Source organism: Avibacterium sp. 20-132, assembly GCF_023611925.1.
In the GTDB taxonomy this organism is placed as follows: Bacteria; Pseudomonadota; Gammaproteobacteria; order Enterobacterales; family Pasteurellaceae; genus Avibacterium.
This window is the reverse complement of record NZ_CP091456.1, coordinates 1296070-1317935: the sequence shown is the minus strand read 5'-3', so window position 1 is coordinate 1317935 and position 21866 is coordinate 1296070. Positions and strand designations below refer to the sequence as shown.

Here is a 21866-nt window from a genome sequence, read left to right as displayed (position 1 = left end):
TTCGTCTTCTCTTCGGTAAGGAGGTGATCCAACCGCAGGTTCCCCTACGGTTACCTTGTTACGACTTCACCCCAGTCATGAATCATACCGTGGTAAACGCCCCCCTCTCGGTTAAGCTATCTACTTCTGGTACAACCCACTCCCATGGTGTGACGGGCGGTGTGTACAAGGCCCGGGAACGTATTCACCGCGACATTCTGATTCGCGATTACTAGCGATTCCGACTTCATGGAGTCGAGTTGCAGACTCCAATCCGGACTTAGATGCACTTTCTGAGATTCGCTCACCCTCGCAGGCTCGCTTCCCTCTGTATGCACCATTGTAGCACGTGTGTAGCCCTACTCGTAAGGGCCATGATGACTTGACGTCATCCCCACCTTCCTCCAGTTTATCACTGGCAGTCTCCTTTGAGTTCCCATCTCTACATGCTGGCAACAAAGGATAAGGGTTGCGCTCGTTGCGGGACTTAACCCAACATTTCACAACACGAGCTGACGACAGCCATGCAGCACCTGTCTCAAAGCTCCCGAAGGCACAAACTCATCTCTGAGTTCTTCTTTGGATGTCAAGAGTAGGTAAGGTTCTTCGCGTTGCATCGAATTAAACCACATGCTCCACCGCTTGTGCGGGCCCCCGTCAATTCATTTGAGTTTTAACCTTGCGGCCGTACTCCCCAGGCGGTCGATTTATCACGTTAGCTACGGGCGCCAAGCTCAAAGCTCAACCCCCAAATCGACAGCGTTTACAGCGTGGACTACCAGGGTATCTAATCCTGTTTGCTCCCCACGCTTTCGCACATGAGCGTCAGTATCTCCCCAAGGGGCTGCCTTCGCCTTCGGTATTCCTCCACATCTCTACGCATTTCACCGCTACACGTGGAATTCTACCCCTCCCTAGAGTACTCTAGTAAACCAGTCTGAAATGCAATTCCCAAGTTAAGCTCGGGGATTTCACATCTCACTTAATTTACCGCCTGCGTGCCCTTTACGCCCAGTTATTCCGATTAACGCTCGCACCCTCCGTATTACCGCGGCTGCTGGCACGGAGTTAGCCGGTGCTTCTTCTGTGACTAACGTCAAATCAACGTGCTATTAACACGTCCACCTTCCTCATCACCGAAAGAACTTTACAACCCGAAGGCCTTCTTCATTCACGCGGCATGGCTGCGTCAGGGTTCCCCCCATTGCGCAATATTCCCCACTGCTGCCTCCCGTAGGAGTCTGGGCCGTGTCTCAGTCCCAGTGTGGCTGGTCATCCTCTCAGACCAGCTAGAGATCGCAGGCTTGGTAGGCCTTTACCCCACCAACTACCTAATCCCACTTGGGCTCACCTTATGGCTAGTGGCCTTGCGGTCCCACTACTTTAATCCTCAGATATTACGCGGTGTTAGCCATCGTTTCCAATGGTTATCCCCCTCCATAAAACAGATTCCCAAGCATTACTCACCCGTCCGCCACTCGTCAGCATCGAAAGCAAGCTTTCAACCCGTTACCGTTCGACTTGCATGTGTTAAGCCTGCCGCCAGCGTTCAATCTGAGCCATGATCAAACTCTTCAGTTTAATCTCGCTCAATGAATACATAACGTTATATTCTATTTGAATTTTAAGTTAAGCATCATTGATTTCTAAATTTTAAATCTTTTTGAAAATCAACGAATGCCCACACAGATTGTCTGATTGATTGTTAAAGAGCAAAAAAGAACGACGCGATTTGTATCATCTTCAGTTCTACAACGTCGCGTCGTTGTGTTCGGCGTATTATAGACATCTCGAAAATCTTTGCAAGTGTTTTTTTGTAAAAAATAATAAAAAAACACAAAAATGATGACAACTGATTATTTTAAAATCACACTGATGATTTCTTCTGCAAAGTGCGGTGAAAATTTAGTTAATTTTTATACCGCACTTAATTATTGGCGATTTATCTAAAATAAGCGTGCGTAAGCTTGAAAAGCCAAATTGTTTAAATACCTTTAATAAAGAAGGCTGTTCTTTACTTTCTTTTGTACAATACACCAAATTCTGTTTGACTGTTTTTTGCGTTGGTTCTCCAAGCAAATCCTTGACTCGTTTAGCAATTGCTTTACTTGGATCTAAAAAATATTTCACCTGTGGTAAACAGGCTTTTAGTTCTGCTTTTAGGAATGGGAAATGGGTACAACCTAAAATCACCGTATCTAATGATAAATTCCGTTGCCATTCTTTGACTTCAAATAAAAGTTTTATGGGATCAATGGGATTTCCTTGTAATTTTTCTTCTGCCATTTTCACCAATTCCGTGCTTCCTAGCTTTTCAACAGAACAATGCATTGCGTAATCTTGAATCAGCTTATCTACATAAGGCCGTTTTACTGTACCTTTAGTGGCAAGTAATCCGATAATCCCTGTTTCTGTTTGCTGGGCAGCAGGTTTTACTGCCGGTACTGTACCAACAACTGGGCAAGAAAATTTTTCTCGTAATGCTGGCAAAACGACTGTGCTTGCGGTATTACAAGCTATCACAATTAAATCAATCGGATGTTGTTGCGAAATTTTCTGACAAATCAAGACACAACGTTCAATAATCGCCTGCTCTTCTTTTTCAGAATAAGGAAAAAATGCGTTGTCTAAACAATAAAGGTAATGGCAATAAGGCAAAAGTGTTTTAACTTCACGATATACACTCAAGCCCCCAATGCCAGAATCAAAAAATAAAATGGTAGGCGGATCAGATAAGGTTGTCATTTATTATTAAAAAGCAATTTAAGTTGAGGTGATCTTATACCTTAGTATAGGATATCTCAAGGTAAAGTTTACGCATTGGAATAAATGGTTTTCTCGTCAAGCCAACGCTGAATCAAGGCGTCCGAAAGTTGTGGATATTTGTGAATTATTTCTCTGGCATACTGCTGAACCATTGGGATCATTTTGCGATCGCGCATTAAATTTGCCACTTTAAATTCGGCTACCCCTGTTTGTTTTGTTCCCAACACTTCCCCCGGCCCACGGATTTCAAGATCTTTTTCTGAAATATAAAAACCGTCTTGACTTTCACGTAACACTTGCAGACGTTTTTTTGATACCTTTCCTAATGGTGGTTTATACATTAGTACACAAAACGAGGCCGTACTTCCCCGCCCTACACGTCCACGCAGTTGGTGGAGTTGAGATAAGCCAAGCCGTTCAGCATTTTCGATAATCATCAAACTTGCATTAGGTACATCAACCCCGACCTCAATCACCGTTGTGGCCACAAGAACATCTAGCTCTGCTGCTTTAAAACTTGCCATAATGTCTTGCTTTTCTGTCGGCTTCATTCGTCCATGAACTAAACCAATGCGTAAATTAGGTAAAGCGCTTGTCAGATCTTGCCAAATTGCTTCTGCGGCTTGCGCCTCTAAGACTTCACTTTCATCAATAAGCGTACAAACCCAATATGCTTGACGTTTTTCATTCACACAAGCCTGATACACGCGCGCAACAATTTCAGCACGGCGTTCTTCTGAAATCGCAACCGTTGTAATGGGCGTTCTTCCCGGTGGCAATTCATCAATAATAGAGGTATCCAAATCAGCATAAACTGTCATCGCTAAGGTGCGCGGAATCGGGGTTGCTGTCATTATCAGTTGATGTGGATAATTTCCTGATTTTTCACCTTTTTCCCGTAACATTAAACGCTGATGTACGCCAAATCGGTGCTGTTCATCAATAATCACTAAAGCGAGATCATTAAATTCTACATCCTGCTGAAATAAGGCGTGCGTACCAACAATCATCTGCACTTCACCTGATTTCATCTGTTCTAATACGGTTTGGCGTGCCTTACCTTTCACTTTTCCAGCAAGCCAACCGACCTTGATACCGAAAGGCTCAAGCCAATGTTGAAAATTGACAAAATGCTGTTCAGCCAAAATTTCCGTCGGTGCCATTAATGCCACTTGCCTTTGGTTATCAATTGCGACGAGTGCGGATAACGCTGCAACCAAGGTTTTCCCTGATCCCACATCACCTTGCACCAATCGCATCATTGGATAAGGCTTTTGTAAATCTTGCTCAATATCCTGCACAACACGATGTTGTGCATTAGTTGGGGTAAATGGCAAACGCTGTAAAAAGTGCTGTTTTAGATCCGTTTGATAGTGCAAGGGCAAAGCAAAAAATTGCTGAATATTTGACCGCACTTTTTGCATTGCTAAATTATGAGCTAATAATTCTTCAAAAATTAATCGCACTTGCGCTGGGTGCTGTCCCTTTTCGAGCATTTCCAGCGAAACATCGGGTGGCGGACGATGCAAAAATCGGATCGCCTCTTTCAAACTGTATGGATAAGGATTAAATTCATCAGGCAGAATTTCTGGCAACTGGATTTTATCTAACAACGCCAGCGCTTGATCGGTAAGTTTTCGTAAAGCGTTTTGCTTTAAACCTTCAGTAGTAGAATAAATGGGGGTAAGCGTTTCTGCCATAACTAAAGGAGCATCATCACGAATAATTTGATATTCAGGGTGATGAATTTCCGCCATAAAACGACCACGCTTAATTTCACCGAAGGCTTTTACCCGTGTTCCTACCTGAAAACTGTTACGCATTGCAACGTTAAAATTGAAAAAACGTAAAGTTAATTTTGATGTGCCATCAGACACCACGACGATTAGAATTGGGCGACGTCCAAACTGCACTTCACAGAGCTGAACTGTCGCACTGATCGTCGCATATTGCTCAGGACGAAGATCAATAATAGGCGTAATGCGTGTACGATCTTCATAACGAGTCGGTAAATGAAAGAGAAGATCTTGTAGATTATTAATACCAATTCGGCTTAATTTCGCCGAAACTGCCGCTCCCACGCCTGATAGAGTAGTAAGCGGTACAGCCCCAAGAATATCTGTTGTCATTAGCGATTAATATTACGTTCAATACTGACAAAACCCGGCGTTGTCTTGATTTTTCGCATAATTTGGCTTAAATGATGGGTATCTTTTGCGGTAAGCAATACGACAATTTGATATAAACGTCCGTCTTGCTCTTCCGTCCAAATGCTATGAATATTACTGTCCATTGCGGAAATATTCGATGTCAAATTAGGCAACGCCCCTTGCTGATTAATCATTTCAATGCGTAATTCTGTTTCGAAATCGACTTTATTCTCACTATTTTCCCAAGTAACAGGTGTATAATGCTCTTTATTTTCTTCATGATTACGCAAATTTGCACAAGCTTCATGATGTACAACAAGTCCTTTGCCGGGACTCGCATAAGCCATAATTGGATCGCCCGGAATAGGATGGCAACATTGTGCGAATGTTGTTAATAAATTTTCTGAACCATTAATGGCAAAAATGCTTTTATTATTACTTAGATCGCCATCGGTATCAATTTCAATGCTTTCACCAAGTAAACGATAGGCAATGACTGCACTCATCTGATTGCCTAAGCCAATTTCAGCTAATAAATCCTCAAAACGATTAAGTTTAAGTTCATTTAGCAACGTATTAATACGTTGTGGTGAAATCTGTTCTAATTTATGTGGCAATAAGGCATTCGTGAGCTGACGTTTACCTAATAGAATAGCGGTATCTGAACGCATATTTTTCAAGGCATGACGAATATTAGAACGTGCTTTTGCGGTAACCACAAAATTAAGCCAAGCCACATCAGGACGCGCATTTAACGCGGTGATAATTTCTATTGTTTGTCCTGATTGTAACGGTTGAGAGAGTGGGTAAGGTTTGCGATCAACATTTACTGCGACACACGCATTACCAATATCAGAATGAACCGCATAGGCAAAATCAACTGCTGTTGCCCCTACAGGCAATTCAACAATGCGTCCTTTCGGGGTAAAGACATAAATTTCTTTCGGGAAAAATTCTGATTTTACGCTTTCAATAAATTCAAAAGAATTCCCCGCACTTTGTTGCAATTCGATCAGGCTTTGTAACCAACGTTGTGCGCGAATTTGTGCCGTGGTGCTATCATTCTTACCGCCTTGTTTATATGCCCAATGAGCAGCCACCCCCATTTCTGCCATTTGATCCATTTCTTCTGTACGAATCTGCACTTCCACCGGCACGCCGTGTGGACCAATCATAGAAGTATGTAAGGATTGATAGCCATTTGCTTTCGGCACAGCAATATAATCTTTCACTCGACCGGGACGTGGCTTATATAAGCTGTGCATTTGTCCTAGCACACGGTAGCAAGTATCGACATCTTTCACTACCGCACGGAAAGCATAAATGTCCATAATGGAATGAAATTGCTGATCTTTGAGGCGCATTTTTTGGTAAATGGCATAAAGGTGTTTTTCTCGCCCAAAGACGCGTGCATCAATACCCACATCCCCCAGACGTCCTTTAATTTCATCGGAAATCCGCTCAATCATATCTTTGCGGTTACCACGCGCAATTTTTATTACTTTTTGTAATACCGCATAACGCTGCGGGTGCATCGCTTCAAAACCGAGATCTTCTAGCTCATTTTTAATATGTTCTATCCCTAAACGATGAGCAAGAGGAGCGTAAATTTCAAGGGTTTCTTTCGCAATCCTACGCCGTTTATCCGGGCGTAATGCGCCAAGTGTGCGCATATTATGGGTGCGATCAGCCAATTTAATAAGCACAACACGAATATCTCGTGTCATTGCCAAGATCATTTTACGGAAGTTCTCTACTTGCGCCTCTTGGCGGGTGCGAAATTTGAGTTTATCTAATTTAGAAACACCTTCTACAATTTCAGCAACACTCGTACCAAATTCAGCTTCAAGCTGAGCCTCGGTATAAGGTGTATCTTCAATCACATCATGCAACAACGCTGCCATCACCGCTTCGTGATCTAAACGCATTTCCGCAATAATGGAGGCCACCGCAACAGGGTGTGTGATGTAGGGCTCACCGCTAGAGCGAGACTGTCCTTCGTGCGCATCTCTTGCGATAATATATGCACGTCTTACTAATTCAATTTGTTCAGCAGGCAAGTAGCCGCGAATAATATGCTCTAAACGTTCAAATAAGTACAAAGGACACCTAACTTTTTATTCAAATTTTATTGCGAAGGATAAAAATAAAACAAAAAACTACCGCACTTTTATCGCTTATGAAGATAATAAAGATACTGCGTGATGTTCTGTTGCCTCTTGCTCTAAGGCATCTTGACGCTCGTGCGCATTCATAATTTCATTATTGATCAAGCCTTTCTCAATCTCACGCAATGCAATGACTGTTGGCTTGTCATTGTCTTCTGGCACCAAAGGTTGGCGAATATGCAATTGTAATTCTCTTGCACGGCGTGCTGCGGTTAAAATTAAATCAAAACGGTTACCAATTTGTTCTACCGCATCTTGCACTGTTACACGAGCCATAAATTTACTCCAATCAGTTAAACTTCTTCAATAAATAAAAGGGATCTAATGATACTAAAATGTCAATTATTTTGCCAGTAATTGATGAATTAAAGCGATATTTTGCGTTTGTTGATAGCTTTTGGTTAAACATTCGGCGCGTAAAATATGCTGTAAATCTGCCACAGCTTGTTCAAAATTATCATTAATAATCACATAATCATATTCATCATAATGAGATATTTCACTGGTGGCTTTTGCCATTCGATCGGCAATCACTTCTGCGCTATCCTGTCCACGTCCAATTAAACGGCGCTCTAATTCACTCACAGAAGGAGGCAAAATAAAAATACTTTTTACACTCGGTAATTTGGCACGAATTTGTTGCGCCCCTTGCCAATCAATATCTAAAAAAACATCAATGCCTTGCGCCAAACTTTTTTCAATCGTTGGTAAGGAGGTGCCATAATAATTTCCGCCAAATACGTTGGCATATTCTAAGAATAAATCTTGTTCAATTAAATGCTCAAATTCCGCTTTACTCACAAAATGATAATGCACGCCATCCACTTCGCCTGGGCGTGGTGAGCGGGTGGTATGGGAAACAGAAACCATCATTTTACGCCCTGTTTCTTTTGCTAATAATGCGGCGATTAAAGATGATTTTCCCGCACCACTTGGGGCAGAAATAATATAAAGGTTACCTTGGCTCATTGTTTATCCTCAATTTTCATCAAATTATGCTCATTATGCCGATAAATCAGAAAAAAATCATTAGGGGCAGGGGATATTTTTCGTGATAACTGCGTTGAATGTGGTTCATTTAGCATAACTCAACTTCGCCACTTTCGCCTTGCTCTCACAAAAATAGCCCCCCGCTCAACGGCGAAATAAATTATCAACAATCCCTAAAAGTGCGGTGTTTTTTTACTTAATATTGACAAAATAAAAACAAGCTAACTGGCTGATCCGCAAAGTTTTGATGTAGATCACAAATGTTTTACGGTTTTCTTGCGAGTTAGTTTCACCCTATCTAAAAAGCGTGCTATAATCCGCAGCGAACGGAAAATAGAAATTCTTTCTATGCACCGTAACCCTTTTGTTTAACTTAAATTATAGGTGAAAAACTTATGGCAATTAAAATTGGTATCAATGGTTTTGGCCGTATCGGTCGTATCGTATTCCGTGCAGCACAACAACGTGATGACATCGAAGTAGTAGGTATCAACGATTTAATCGACGTTGAATATATGGCATATATGCTAAAATATGATTCAACTCACGGTCGTTTTGATGGCACAGTTGAAGTAAAAGATGGCCATTTAGTGGTAAACGGTAAAACTATCCGTGTTACCTCTGAGCGCGATCCTGCAAACTTAAAATGGAACGAAATTGGTGTTGATATTGCTGTTGAAGCAACAGGTATCTTCTTAACTGATGAAACTGCTCGTAAACACATTGAAGCGGGTGCGAAAAAAGTTGTATTAACCGGTCCATCTAAAGATGCGACACCAATGTTTGTAAACGGCGTAAACTTTGATACTTATGCAGGTCAAGATATCGTTTCAAACGCCTCTTGTACAACAAACTGTTTAGCACCATTAGCGAAAGTAATCAACGACAAATGGGGAATCAAAGACGGTTTAATGACCACTGTTCACGCAACCACAGCAACCCAAAAAACAGTTGATGGCCCTTCAGCGAAAGACTGGCGTGGTGGTCGTGGTGCGGCTCAAAACATCATTCCATCTTCAACAGGTGCAGCAAAAGCAGTAGGTAAAGTTATTCCTGAGTTAAACGGTAAATTAACAGGTATGGCATTCCGTGTTCCAACACCAAATGTTTCTGTTGTTGATTTAACTGTAAACCTTGAAAAACCAGCAACTTACGCTGAGATCTGTGCAGAAATCAAACGTGCTTCTGAAAACGAATTAAAAGGCGTTTTAGGCTACACTGAAGATGCAGTAGTATCAACAGACTTCAACGGTTGTGCATTAACTTCTGTATTTGATGCAGAAGCAGGTATCGCATTAACTGATACTTTCGTTAAATTAGTATCTTGGTACGATAACGAAACAGGTTATTCAAACAAAGTATTAGACTTAGTAGCTCATATTCACAACTACAAAGGCTAATTAGAAATCATTTAAAATTAAGCCGCACTTTTAAAGTGCGGTTTTTTTTCACCAAATTTTTCTCGCTGATTTATTCTTGCTTCTCTCTATTTGCCTTTCTCTGGAAAAACATTTCTTTTCTTCATAGCAAAAAATGAACAACTGTTCGCTCGTTAAAACTGTTACATCGCTCACAAAATCACTGATTATCCGCATTTTTCAGCGGATTTTTCTCGCTTTTTATTGGATTAACGATTATATTTAGCCTACAACTGTACGCTAAAAAATCATAATTAGGTAAATAGGATAAAGAAGAATGACAAATACCCTTGATTTTCATTTTGTGAGCCGTTTTCAACAGCAAGCAAAAACATTAAAAAGTAACACCGCACTTCGTTATTTTGAAAATCAACAATGGCACGATATTTCTTGGGCTGACTTTCAACAGCAAGTAAACGCGCTTTCTCTTGCGCTGCTTGCTCATCATATTGATGTACAAGATAAAATTGGTATTTTTGCACACAATATGCCGCGCTGGACAGTCGCTGATATTGCCACTTTGCAAATTCGCGCTGTTACCGTGCCTATTTACGCCACAAACACCGCGCAACAAGCGGCATTTATCATTAATGATGCTGATATTAAAATTCTGTTTGTTGGCGATCAAGAACAGTACGATCAAGCCCTACAAATTGTTGCAGATTGTCCGCAGTTACAACATATTGTGGCGATGAAAGACAGCATTCAGCTGCACGATCACCCACAGGCTTGCCGTTGGGCAGACTTTGTCGCAACAGGCTCGTGCACGAATCCCGCAGAATTACAACAGCGTCTTGATGAAAAACAACTCAATGATCTATTTACCCTGATTTATACTTCTGGCACCACAGGCGAGCCAAAAGGCGTAATGTTGGATTATGCCAACCTTGCTCATCAGCTAAAAGCCCACGATCAAGCATTGAAGCCGATTACAGAACAGGACGTTTCTCTTTCTTTTCTGCCGTTCTCTCATATTTTTGAACGTGCGTGGGTGGCCTATGTGCTACACCGTGGCGCAGTGAATTGTTATATTGAAAACACCGATCAAGTGCGTGCGGCATTAAGTGAAATCCGTCCGACATTAATGTGTGCCGTACCACGTTTTTACGAAAAAATTTACACCGCTATTCACGATAAAGTGCAGCAAGCACCCAAACTTCGCCGTACGCTATTTAGCTGGGCGATGAATGTGGGGCATCGTTATTTTGATCGCAAAAGCCAAAAACTGCCTATTCCATTTGGGCTTAAACAGCAATTTTTCTTAGCGGATAAATTAGTGTTGAGCAAATTACGCCACTTGCTCGGTGGACGTATTCGTATGATGCCCTGTGGCGGTGCAAAATTAGATCCCACTATTGGGCTATTTTTCCACAGCATTGGCATTAACATTAAGCTGGGCTATGGTATGACAGAAACCACCGCTACCGTTTCTTGCTGGGAAGATGATCATTTTGAGCCAAATTCTATCGGCAAGTTAATGCCCGGCGCCGAGGTTAAAATTGGCGAAAACGATGAAATCCTAGTGCGTGGCGAGATGGTTATGCGTGGTTATTACAAAAAACCAGCGGAAACTGCTGCCGCCTTTACCGCTGATGGTTTTTTGAAAACTGGTGATGCTGGTAAATTAGATGAGCAAGGACATCTCTACATCACGGATCGCATTAAAGAGCTGATGAAAACCTCAAACGGTAAATATATTGCCCCTCAACATATTGAAGGAAAAATTGGAAAAGATAAATTTATCGAACAAATTGCCGTGATTGCTGATGCGAAAAAATATGTTTCTGCCTTGATCGTGCCTTGTTTTGCCTCTTTAGAAGAATATGCGAAAAAACTCAATATTAAATATCAAGATCGAATGGAGTTGCTCAAACATTCTGAAATTATTCAGCTTTTTGAAAAACGTTTAAATGAATTGCAAAAAGAGTTAGCAAGCTTTGAACAAATAAAAAAATTCACCTTGCTACCAGAAGCCTTTACTACCGCGATGAATGAAATTACCCCCACATTGAAACTACGTCGAAAAGTGATTTTGGAACGTTACAAAGCGCAAATTGAAGCAATGTATCAATAAGAAACCAAGTGCGGTGATTTTTCACCGCATTTTCCATTCTTTATTTCTCTTCACAACAGCAAAAACTCGCAAATTTTCCACCGCACTTTATTTTTATAAACTTTGATCTACATCAATAAAACTGACAATTTATTGAGAACAATTCTCATAAACAAAGATGCAAATTGCCTAGTAAAATCAACTTCCCCACGTCATTTCGCTCAAAAAACAAGCTAAAAAACCTTATTTTTTATCAGTTGAATTTGGTAAAAATCTATATATAGTGCTTTTCAAAACATAAAAACACAATATATAGGGGTTATACAATGAGTTCGTTTTTTGTCATCAAACGCGATAGTTCACGCGCGCAATTTGATATTCAACGCATCATCAATGCAATTCGTAAAGCAGCCTTAGCCGTTGGCATTCATAATGAGGATTATTGCCACACAATGGGACAACAGATTGCCAATGACATTTTTGCACAATATCAGCAAGACATTGATATTAACGAAATCCAACAATTGGTTGAAAATCAGTTAATGACAAGTGCTTATCCGCAAGTCGCACGGGCTTATATTGAATATCGCCACGATCGAGATTTAGCACGCGAAAAACGTAGTCAGCTCACCCAAGATATTGAAGGACTGATTGAACAAAGTAATGTGGAATTACTCAATGAAAACGCGAACAAAGATGCTAAAGTCATTCCTACGCAACGGGATTTACTTGCCGGTATTGTGGCGAAGCATTATGCAAAGCGTTATATTCTACCTCGTGATGTCGTAGAAGCGCACGAAAAAGGCGAAATCCACTACCACGATTTAGATTATGCCCCATTCTTTCCAATGTTTAATTGTATGTTGGTGGATCTCAAAGGAATGCTCACGCACGGTTTTAAAATGGGCAATGCGGAGATTGAACCACCTAAATCAATTGGCACCGCTACCGCAGTAACCGCCCAAATTATTGCACAAGTGGCGAGCCATATTTATGGCGGAACCACAATTAATCGTATTGATGAAGTACTTTCCCCTTATGTTCAGCTGAGCTATGAAAAGCATTTAAAAACCGCCCAACAATGGAATGTCCCTGAACCAGAAAATTATGCGAACGCCTTGATTGAAAAAGAATGTTTTGATGCCTTTCAATCATTGGAATATGAAGTCAATACCCTACATACCTCCAACGGACAGACCCCTTTTGTTACCTTTGGTTTCGGTTTAGGAACAAGTTGGCAAGCCCGTTTAATTCAACAAGCCATTTTGCGTAATCGTATTCGTGGCTTAGGAAAAAATCACAAAACCCCCGTCTTTCCTAAATTGGTTTTCACGATTAAAAAAGGAATAAATCAGCAAAATAACGATCCCAATTATGATATTAAACAACTGGCTTTAGAATGTGCTTCCAAACGGATGTATCCTGATATTCTTAACTATGATCAAGTGGTTAAGGTAACGGGATCATTTAAAGCACCAATGGGCTGTCGCAGTTTCTTAGGCGCTTATGAGGAAAATGGTGAGCTTATTCACGATGGGCGTAATAATCTCGGTGTGGTTAGTCTAAATTTACCGCGTATTGCACTCGAGGCTCAAGGTAATGAACAACGTTTTTACGCATTACTTGATGAACGCCTTGCTATTGCGAAAAAAGCCTTAATGACACGTATTGCACGTCTCGAAAACACCAAAGCACGGGTTGCCCCTATTCTCTATATGGAAGGGGCTTGCGGGGTTCGCTTAAATGCGGATGATAATGTCGCCACTATCTTTAAGCAAGGACGCGCTTCCATTTCCCTAGGTTATATTGGTATCCACGAAACCATTAACGCCCTTTATCAAAAAAGTCATATTTATGATGATGAATATCTACGTCAAAAAGGCATCGCTATTGTAGAATATTTAAGCAATGCTGCAAAACAATGGCAACAAGACACAGGCTATGCCTTTAGCCTTTATTCCACACCAAGTGAAAATTTATGTGATCGCTTCTGCCGCCTAGATACCAAGCAATTTGGCATCATTCAAGGGGTAACGGATAAGGGATACTACACCAACAGCTATCATCTTGACGTAGAGAAAAAGGTCAATCCCTACGATAAACTCGACTTTGAAATGCCTTATCCCCCATTAGCAAGTGGAGGCTTTATTTGTTATGGCGAATACCCAAATATTCAACACAATCTCAAAGCCTTAGAAGATGTTTGGGATTATAGCTACGACCGCGTGCCTTATTACGGGACAAACACGCCCATCGATGAATGCTATGAATGCGGTTTCACGGGCGAATTCCATTGCACCAGCAAAGGCTTTACTTGCCCTAAATGTGGTAATCACGACAGTGAAAAAGTCTCTGTTACTCGCCGTGTTTGTGGTTATCTCGGTAGCCCCGATGCACGCCCGTTTAATGCGGGTAAACAAGAAGAGGTGAAAAGAAGAGTGAAACATTTATAATTGGAGAATGGAGTGAGAATTTTGTTTAAGGTTAAATTGCTTTTTTCTTTATGATTGATAACGGATTTTGCCGTTGGCAACTTCCTTTCTTTTGCTTACCCAAAAGAAAGGAAGCAAAGAAAAGGGAACCCCGATCAAACCGCTTTTTCCTCATTCCAATAAAATTTTCTTAACGAAAAATCAGCCTGATGTTCGCTTCGCTCTCGCTCGGCGTGATTTTTCTAAAAATTTTATCTCCATTCGGGCGGTTTGGACGGGGAATGCGGTTAGGGCGAATTTTAAAGTGCAGTGGTAATTTTGAGATTTTTTACACCTCGTGAAAAATCACCGTGCTTTTCCTTTAAAAACGGAAAAATATAAAACTGTTTCCTATATCAATTTTAAATAAAATGAGTAAAAGTGAAAGAATTAACTTCCCGTGTAAATTGCCTTCATTTTTAACAAATTTTTAGAAAAGTAACGCCTGAACGCAGCGTAGCGAGTATGGGCTTACTTTTCGTTAAGAAAATTTGTTAAAAATGAAGAACAGCAATTTAGTCGGGGGCTTTTTTCTTTGCCTACTTTCTTTTGAGCAAACAAAAGAAAGTAGGTCGCTCAACGAGCGAAATCCGTTATTAATCACAAAGAAAAAATTAATTATTCAAGATAAACAATAAAATAAAATGAACTATCTCCAATATTACCCCGTTGATATCGTAAACGGTGAAGGCACACGTTGCACACTCTTTGTCAGTGGTTGCGAACACGCTTGCAAAGGTTGCTATAACCAAAAAAGCTGGTCATTTAGTGCTGGTGTGCGATTTGATAAAGCAATGGAAGATCAAATTATCCGTGATCTTCAAGATCAACGTATTAAACGGCAAGGACTCAGTTTATCAGGCGGAGATCCCCTCCACCCACGCAACGTGCCAACTTTACTCGACTTAGTCAAACGCATCAAAACAGAATGCCCTGACAAAGACATCTGGCTTTGGACAGGCTATCAACTTGCGGAACTCAATGAATTACAACGCGAAATGTTACCTTATATTGACGTACTGATTGATGGTAAATTTATTCAAGAACAAGCCAATCCCTCTTTAATATGGCGAGGATCGGCTAATCAGGTCATTTATCGCTTTAAACTGAAGTGAAATAATGAGTAAGTGTAATAAATAGTTACTATTTATACATTTAGCTAAACTACTCTATGCTCTTTAATATCAAGCTGTTCCCTTGCTTCCCTAATTGATTGATACGAACAGGCAGTCCCTCTTTCTTCTCTATCATCTTCGCAGTCTCCGCTAAATATTCTTGAAAGTGCGCTGTTTTGCGGTGCTGTTCATAGGCTTTGGCATCAGCATAAATTTCAAAAAACAGCCATTGATTTGGCGAATTTCTCTCTGTTCCTGCTGCAATTAGCCAACTCTCCTCTTCTTTTTCTATTGCAATTTGCATTTCATTTTTCACGATTTGAGCAAACTCAACTTGATACTCGGGTTTAACACGAACTTTCACCAAGTTTGTTTGCATTGCTTTGTGAGGTATAAAGGCTTCATCAGCCCAAAACTGCAAGGTTAATGGTGTAAATTTTTTATGGTCGGTCAGAATTTTTGGCGATTGCGCTAAAAAATAATGGTATTGTGGCGAATTTTTATGTATTTGATAGGCAGTTTCATCAGCATATAACTCTAGCATATAGCCTATTTGAGGATTATCTTTGGATTGTAGGGCAATCATCGCTAAAGTGCCTTTTTCATTTTTGATGGAAGTTTCAATATTATGCCGTGCCACTTGATCATAAGCGGAGTTTTGCCCCCTGACGATACCAAGCTCAAAGAAGTTCATAATCGGAACAGCCTCAACATTTAAGCTTGTAAAAAGGGTCAGTACGATGATTAATTTTTCCATTTCTTATTCCTTAAAAAAGACGGCGAAAAATCCACGTTTTCCGCTGTCTTTCATTTTATTTATAAAATCCAATTACCAAGGCTGCGTGCTTGGACCAATAGTAATTTCACTGATTGCGGTATCTTCAGGCTGGCTCAAGGCAAACAACACGGCATTTGCTACACGTTCAGCGGGAATTTCATAAGTGTCATACAGCTCACGATAGCCTTTGGAAACCTGTTCATTAGTGATGCCTGCCAGCAATTCCGACTGCACAGCGGCGGGATAAATGGTAGTGGTGCGGATATGAGTACCAGCTTGCGCTGATTCCATTCTAAGGGCTTCCATAATGGCTTTCACCGCCCATTTAGTGCCACAATACACTGCTGCGCCTGGATAAATTTTCAACCCTGCCACAGAGGAGGTAGTGATGACTTGCCCTGATTTTTGTGCTTCAAAAGTGGGCAACACGGCGGCAATACCGTTCAACACACCTTTTATATTCACGTCCACCATAGTATCCCAATTGTCTGTTTCTAAAGCCGAAAGCGGCGAATTGGGCATTAAACCCGCATTTAAAAAAATGGCATCGACTTTGCCAAAACGGTCTTTGGCAAGTTGCACAAGAGATTGATTGCTTTCAGGTTTGACTACATCAATCACTCGATAGACTGCCTCACCGCCATTTTCTGCAATTTTATCAACAATGGCTTTAAGTTTGTCTTCACGACGAGCGCCCAAAACGATTTTTGCACCGGCTTCTGCCAATTTATAGGCTGTGGCTTCACCAATGCCTGATGATGCCCCCGTGATGATAACGACTTTATCTTGAATATTGTGCATTTTTTGCTCCTATTTTAGTAACAAAATACATTGACCTTATATTAAGTGTGGTCAAATTTTATGAGATTTTTATCTCTTTTATTTTCAAACAATATAAGCATTTTATGCTACCCTCTGAAAAACTGGATTTTCCACTATTCCGCTTAATTCACCATTTCAATTAAAGCATTTGCGATAAATTTGGCAGTAAACTCACGAACCTGATAATCCGCTAACTTTTTATGAAAAAACACATCTTCTGCCAAAATCTTCTGCAAAGCGGTTTTATTTTCTACTTGGGCAAGAATGACTCCCCCTTTGTGATCAGCATATGGCCCAAATAAAAGAAACACGCCAGTCTCTGCATACTTTTTCAGCCAAACTCGATGCGCCTCTAACAAAGCATTCACCACATTATTTGTGGGATCTAATGAAATTTGTACTAAAAACATACCGCACTTTCCTTAATTCTGGGCTTGAATAATTTTGGATAAACGCGCTGCGTGAGCAAAGGCTTTTTCACGCACCAATGCAAGCTGTTCCGCTGTGCTGACATTAGGAATCGTCATCATTCCATTAGAATATACAGGAGGTAACCACTGCATTTGACAAAGGTTCGCTAGCTGTTTAAATGCAGGTAAAAATTGCTCTATACTATGACACATTGCACCATCAGGTTGATACTGTTCCGCTGCGGCTCCCGTGGTAAAAGAAATGAGCAACTTTTTACCAGCTAATTTGCCACCTGTACTGCCGTGTGCAAAGCCATACACAAATACATCATCTACCCATTTTTTCAACAGCGCTGGATAGCTATACCAATAAAAAGGAAACTGCAATACAATGGTGTCAGCATTAAGCAAGCGGTTTTGTTCCGCTACCACATCAATTTGATAATTTGGATAAACTAAATCTAGACGCATAACTTCTGCCTGCGGTAAGGCTTTTTCTAGCTGGGTGAGAATTTCACGATTCGCCACGGAATGATCTAAATTAGGGTGGCCTGAAATAATTAATACTGGGTTCATTATTATTCCTTATTATTTTCTGAATTAATTTGATGCGTAGTATAGACTTACCTCATTGGTTAAACTAGACTAATAATAAATAAAACAGAATTAGGTAAAAACTAATAATGGATAGCTCAACCTACCAACAATTACGTATTTTCCACGCTATCGCTCGTGCTGGTAGCATCAGCGCAGCAGCGCGTATATTAGGAATAACGACCCCTTCTGCTAGTCAAGCCTTGAAACTCCTTGAACAAAAAATGGATATGCCGCTGTTTTGGCGGAATACTCGCCGTGTGATACTAACAGATGCAGGACAACGATTACTTAGCCAAACAGGTTCATTAATAACACAGCTAGAACACAACTTTAACACCCTTATCAGCGAAGAACACGAACCTACTGGAGTGGTGAAAATTACCCTTTCTCGTTTTGCTTACCGCCTGATTATTCAGCCTTATTTAGCCGAATTTAACCAACTTTATCCACATATTTGTTTAGATATTTCTATCTATGACGGTACCGTAGATTTGGTGCAAGCAGGCTATGATTTTGGGATCCGCTTTAGTGATAAAATTGATGAAAATATGGTGGCACGGCAATTATTACCGTCCTTTCAAGAAGGATTATATGTTTCCAAAGACTACCTGAAAAAATACGGCGAACCACAAAGAAATAATTTGCATCAGCACCGTTTGATTGGATACCGCTTCATCACCACTGGACAAATCTTACCGCTGATTTTGGAACAGGATGGCGAAAGTGTGAGCGTGGAAATGCCTATATCAGTTATCTGTAACGACATAGACGCTATTGCCGATGGTATGCGTGCAGGTTTGGGTATTGGCCGCTTATTCACTCCAATTTATCAACAATTACCCGATAAAAACAACTTTATTCCCATATTACAAAGTTACTGGAGAAACTACCCGCCTGTATATCTCTATTACCCACAAGCCAGTCAGAAAATAAAACGCGTGGCAGCGGTGATTAAGTTTTTAGTGGACAAAATGACAGATAGGGTGAAATAAACAGTTTCATATGGGAAATTTTAATATAAAAAAGCACCGCACTTCAAAATTCCCCAATCCAAACGTTTTGCCAAGAAAATTTTATCGAAATGAAGAAAAAGCTTTTCAGAGTTCCCTTTTCCTTGCTTATTTTCTTTTCGGTACACAAAATAAAGTAGTTTCTCAACGAACAAAATCAGTTATTAATTACCAAGCAAATTAACGCTAGAAAATTATCCAAACATCTCACAACTAGTTTGCCAAATTCGCTCGGCAATGACTTCGGGACGTTCTGATCTTAATTCACATAATGCATTGAAGGTTTCTCGGATACGAATTGGGCGATTGGGCTGACCTTGAAAACCAAATACGGGCATATCCGGGCTGTCGGTTTCAAGCAATAAGCTATCTAAAGGCAGACGTTTAATGGTTTCACGAGTTTTGTTCGCACGCGCATAGGTAATCACACCGCCTACGCCAATTTTATAGCCTAAATCGACAAAGCGTTTGGCTTGTTCATAACTGCCTGAGAAACCGTGTACCACGCCCGTAATGCTAAGTTGGGCGTTTTTTAAAAAACGATAAAGATCCTCGTGAGATTTGCGTGAATGTAAATTCACTGGTAATTGATTGTCTTTCGCTAAATGAAGTTGAGCTTCTAAAAATTCGCATTGTTTTTGCCATAATGCAGGCGTTAATAGCTCAGGTACGCCTTTTTCTAAGCCAATTTCAGCTACCGCAGTCAGATTGTTAGAACGCTGAGCAAGCCGCTGCGCCAATAGGTCTAAATCTGCTAAGCGATGCCGAGCAATATATAATGGATGTAAACCCAAGCCATAATAAAGCTGTTTAGGATAAAGTGCGGTGAGTTTTTCAATATTATTAAAATCTTCTGCTTGCACTGCCACCACTAACATTTTCTCAACGCCAGCTTGTTGGCTTTCTTCAATCAGTTCCGCCAAAGGCTGTTGAGTGCTAGCCAATAAATAATCAAGATGAGTGTGAGTATCAAAAAATGGCACGAGAATTCCTAAAGTAAGTCTATAAGTTAAAAAGGAGGCAAGCCTCCTTTTATTTCGTCAATCTTATTCAACTGTAACAGACTGAATGACAATATCGTCCACAGGAACATCTTGGTGGAAGCCTTTATTGCCGGTTTTTACACCTTTGATTTTATCTACGACATCCATACCGTCCACAACTTCACCAAATACGGCATAGCCCCAATCTTGTACCACTTCTTTACCAAACATTTGTTTAGAACGGTAATCCAAGAACGTATTATCTGCTACATTAATAAAAAACTGTGCTGTTGCAGAATGCGGATCAGAGGTGCGAGCCATTGCGATAGTCCCACGTTTATTGCTTAAACCGTTATTGGCTTCGTTTTTGATGGGCGCATTGGTATTTTTTTCCTTCATTCCCGCTTCCATTCCACCACCTTGGATCATAAAGCCGTTAATAACACGGTGGAAAATTGTGTTATCATAAAACCCATTTTTACAATAGGTTAAAAAATTTTCGCTGGTAAGTGGCGCTTTTTCGCTATTTAAAGTAAGTTTGATATCACCCAAATTGGTGTGTAAAGTAACCATTGTCATCGTTATATTCCTCTAACTGATAAAGGCGGTTATTATTTCATAAAAGTGCGGTATAATTCCAGCTCATTTATTTTGTCTAATTCATCATTTCAAGAGAAACAAACAAATGCTAAAAATTTTCAATACATTAAGCCGAGAGAAAGAAATTTTTACTCCCATTGAAGCCAATAAAGTAGGAATGTATGTGTGCGGTGTTACCGTTTATGATTTATGCCATATCGGACACGGACGCACTTTTGTTTGTTTTGATGTGATTGCGCGTTATTTACGCTATTTGGGTTACGATCTCACTTATGTACGCAACATTACCGATGTGGATGACAAGATCATTAAACGCGCATTAGAAAATAAAGAAACCTGTGAGCAATTAGTGGATCGAATGGTCGCTGAAATGTATCGTGACTTTGATGCGCTCAACATTTTACGCCCAAATATTGAACCAAGAGCCACCCATCATATTCCTGAAATTATTGATATTGTTGAAAAATTAATTCAACGTGGCCACGCTTATGTAGCAGAAAATGGCGATGTGATGTTCGATATAGAAAGTTTCCCACAGTATGGCAAACTTTCTCGCCAAGATCTCACTCAATTACAAGCCGGGGCAAGGATTGAAATTTCTGAAATCAAGAAAAACCCAATGGATTTTGTGTTATGGAAAATGTCTAAACCCAATGAACCAAGTTGGGATTCTCCGTGGGGAAAAGGTCGCCCGGGTTGGCATATTGAATGCTCAGCAATGAATAGTAAACAACTTGGGGATCATTTTGATATTCACGGTGGTGGCTCAGATTTAATGTTCCCACACCACGAAAATGAAATTGCGCAATCTTGCTGTGCGCACGATGGCGAATACGTCAATTACTGGATTCACTCAGGAATGATTATGGTGGATAAAGAAAAGATGTCGAAATCCCTCGGCAACTTCTTTACCATTCGCGATGTATTAAATCATTATCACGGCGAAGTGGTACGTTATTTCTTACTCACTGCCCATTATCGTAGCCAGCTCAATTACAGTGAAGAAAATCTTAACCTTGCACAAGGCGCATTAGAGCGTTTATACACGGCATTACGTGATACCGATCCGAATGTTACCCCGCAAGGTGGCGAACCATTTGTCGCACAATTTAAAGAAGCGATGGATGATGATTTCAACACACCAAATGCCCTCTCTGTACTCTTTGAAATGGCGCGTGAAATCAATAAATTGAAAGGGGAAGATAAAATCAAAGCCTCTCAACTTGCCGCCCGTTTGCGTGAGTTAGGCGATATTTTAGGCTTATTACAGCAATCCCCTGAACGTTTCTTACAAGCTGGCGCTGACGATGACGAAGTCGCCAAAATCGAAGCCTTAATTAAACAACGCAACGAAGCCCGAGCAACTAAAAACTGGGCTGCCGCTGATGAAGCCCGCGATCAACTCAATGCAATGGGCATTGTATTAGAAGACGGTGCAAATGGCACAACGTGGCGTAAGCAATAAACCTTGATAATCACATCCGCACGTAAAACGTGCGGATTTTTAGACTTTATCTCTAAATTGTTATGTCCTCAACAGAGGCAAGTGAATAATT

At 40.6% G+C, this 21866-nt stretch carries 17 protein-coding genes and 1 rRNA gene; 6 read left to right on the top strand and 12 right to left on the bottom strand.

Annotated features, from left to right (window positions below; all coding sequences use genetic code 11):
* Nucleotides 1–16: 16 nt before the first annotated feature.
* From L4F93_RS06265 to gmk, 6 genes are all read right to left on the bottom strand, one after another.
* Nucleotides 17–1560: ribosomal RNA gene (locus L4F93_RS06265) — 16S ribosomal RNA — on the bottom strand.
* Nucleotides 1561–1884: 324 nt separating this feature from the next.
* Nucleotides 1885–2724 carry a glutamate racemase gene (murI, locus tag L4F93_RS06260; protein ID WP_250349502.1) on the bottom strand — a complete coding sequence of 280 codons (840 nt, stop codon included), beginning with the start codon at nucleotides 2722–2724 and terminating at the stop codon, nucleotides 1885–1887.
* A 68-nt stretch (nucleotides 2725–2792) separates the two neighbouring features.
* Complete coding sequence (recG, locus tag L4F93_RS06255; RefSeq protein ID WP_250349501.1) at nucleotides 2793–4874, bottom strand: ATP-dependent DNA helicase RecG; 2082 nt, start codon at nucleotides 4872–4874, stop codon at nucleotides 2793–2795.
* Nucleotides 4874–6997: a bifunctional GTP diphosphokinase/guanosine-3',5'-bis pyrophosphate 3'-pyrophosphohydrolase gene (gene spoT / locus L4F93_RS06250; RefSeq protein WP_250349500.1), complete on the bottom strand. Its 2124-nt coding sequence runs from the start codon at nucleotides 6995–6997 to the stop codon at nucleotides 4874–4876. Before spoT ends, recG begins: the two co-directional genes overlap by 1 nt.
* A 75-nt stretch (nucleotides 6998–7072) precedes the next feature.
* Nucleotides 7073–7339 carry a DNA-directed RNA polymerase subunit omega gene (gene rpoZ / locus L4F93_RS06245; RefSeq protein ID WP_250349499.1) on the bottom strand — a complete coding sequence of 89 codons (267 nt, stop codon included), beginning with the start codon at nucleotides 7337–7339 and terminating at the stop codon, nucleotides 7073–7075.
* Between the two features lie 66 nt (nucleotides 7340–7405).
* Entirely contained in the window at nucleotides 7406–8032 is a 627-nt protein-coding gene (gene gmk, locus L4F93_RS06240) for a guanylate kinase (protein WP_250349498.1), read from the bottom strand.
* 416 nt (nucleotides 8033–8448) lie between these two features.
* Between gmk and gapA the strand changes: the two genes are divergently transcribed.
* The 4 genes from gapA (at nucleotide 8449) to nrdG (ending at nucleotide 15110) form a co-directional block, all read left to right on the top strand.
* Nucleotides 8449–9453: a glyceraldehyde-3-phosphate dehydrogenase gene (gapA, locus tag L4F93_RS06235; protein WP_250349497.1), complete on the top strand. Its 1005-nt coding sequence runs from the start codon at nucleotides 8449–8451 to the stop codon at nucleotides 9451–9453.
* A 295-nt stretch (nucleotides 9454–9748) separates the two neighbouring features.
* Nucleotides 9749–11545, top strand: coding sequence for an AMP-dependent synthetase/ligase (locus L4F93_RS06230; protein WP_250349496.1), 1797 nt, complete (start codon nucleotides 9749–9751; stop codon nucleotides 11543–11545).
* Between the two features lie 305 nt (nucleotides 11546–11850).
* Nucleotides 11851–13977, top strand: a complete 2127-nt coding sequence (gene nrdD, locus L4F93_RS06225; RefSeq protein WP_250349495.1) for an anaerobic ribonucleoside-triphosphate reductase — start codon at nucleotides 11851–11853, stop codon at nucleotides 13975–13977.
* A gap of 662 nt (nucleotides 13978–14639) precedes the next feature.
* A complete protein-coding gene (gene nrdG / locus L4F93_RS06220; RefSeq protein WP_250349494.1) occupies nucleotides 14640–15110 on the top strand; it encodes an anaerobic ribonucleoside-triphosphate reductase-activating protein in 471 nt (156 codons plus the stop codon).
* Nucleotides 15111–15159: 49 nt separating this feature from the next.
* Here nrdG and L4F93_RS06215 read toward each other — a convergent pair whose 3' ends face one another.
* From L4F93_RS06215 to L4F93_RS06200, 4 genes are all read right to left on the bottom strand, one after another.
* Nucleotides 15160–15867 (bottom strand): putative quinol monooxygenase, encoded by a 708-nt coding sequence (locus tag L4F93_RS06215; protein ID WP_250349493.1) that lies wholly within the window; start codon nucleotides 15865–15867, stop codon nucleotides 15160–15162.
* 72 nt (nucleotides 15868–15939) lie between these two features.
* Entirely contained in the window at nucleotides 15940–16689 is a 750-nt protein-coding gene (locus L4F93_RS06210; protein ID WP_250349492.1) for an SDR family oxidoreductase, read from the bottom strand.
* Between the two features lie 143 nt (nucleotides 16690–16832).
* Nucleotides 16833–17120 (bottom strand): YciI family protein, encoded by a 288-nt coding sequence (locus tag L4F93_RS06205; RefSeq protein WP_250349491.1) that lies wholly within the window; start codon nucleotides 17118–17120, stop codon nucleotides 16833–16835.
* A gap of 12 nt (nucleotides 17121–17132) precedes the next feature.
* Nucleotides 17133–17696, bottom strand: coding sequence for an NAD(P)H-dependent oxidoreductase (locus L4F93_RS06200; RefSeq protein WP_250349490.1), 564 nt, complete (start codon nucleotides 17694–17696; stop codon nucleotides 17133–17135).
* Nucleotides 17697–17803: 107 nt separating this feature from the next.
* Between L4F93_RS06200 and L4F93_RS06195 the strand changes: the two genes are divergently transcribed.
* Entirely contained in the window at nucleotides 17804–18709 is a 906-nt protein-coding gene (locus tag L4F93_RS06195) for a LysR family transcriptional regulator (RefSeq protein WP_250349489.1), read from the top strand.
* A gap of 212 nt (nucleotides 18710–18921) precedes the next feature.
* Here L4F93_RS06195 and L4F93_RS06190 read toward each other — a convergent pair whose 3' ends face one another.
* Both L4F93_RS06190 and L4F93_RS06185 read right to left on the bottom strand, forming a co-directional pair.
* Nucleotides 18922–19710: a TatD family hydrolase gene (locus L4F93_RS06190; RefSeq protein ID WP_250349488.1), complete on the bottom strand. Its 789-nt coding sequence runs from the start codon at nucleotides 19708–19710 to the stop codon at nucleotides 18922–18924.
* Nucleotides 19711–19773: 63 nt separating this feature from the next.
* Nucleotides 19774–20283, bottom strand: coding sequence for a peptidylprolyl isomerase (locus tag L4F93_RS06185; protein WP_250351644.1), 510 nt, complete (start codon nucleotides 20281–20283; stop codon nucleotides 19774–19776).
* A 112-nt stretch (nucleotides 20284–20395) separates the two neighbouring features.
* Between L4F93_RS06185 and cysS the strand changes: the two genes are divergently transcribed.
* Nucleotides 20396–21775 carry a cysteine--tRNA ligase gene (cysS, locus tag L4F93_RS06180; protein ID WP_250349487.1) on the top strand — a complete coding sequence of 460 codons (1380 nt, stop codon included), beginning with the start codon at nucleotides 20396–20398 and terminating at the stop codon, nucleotides 21773–21775.
* Nucleotides 21776–21866 lie beyond the last annotated feature (91 nt).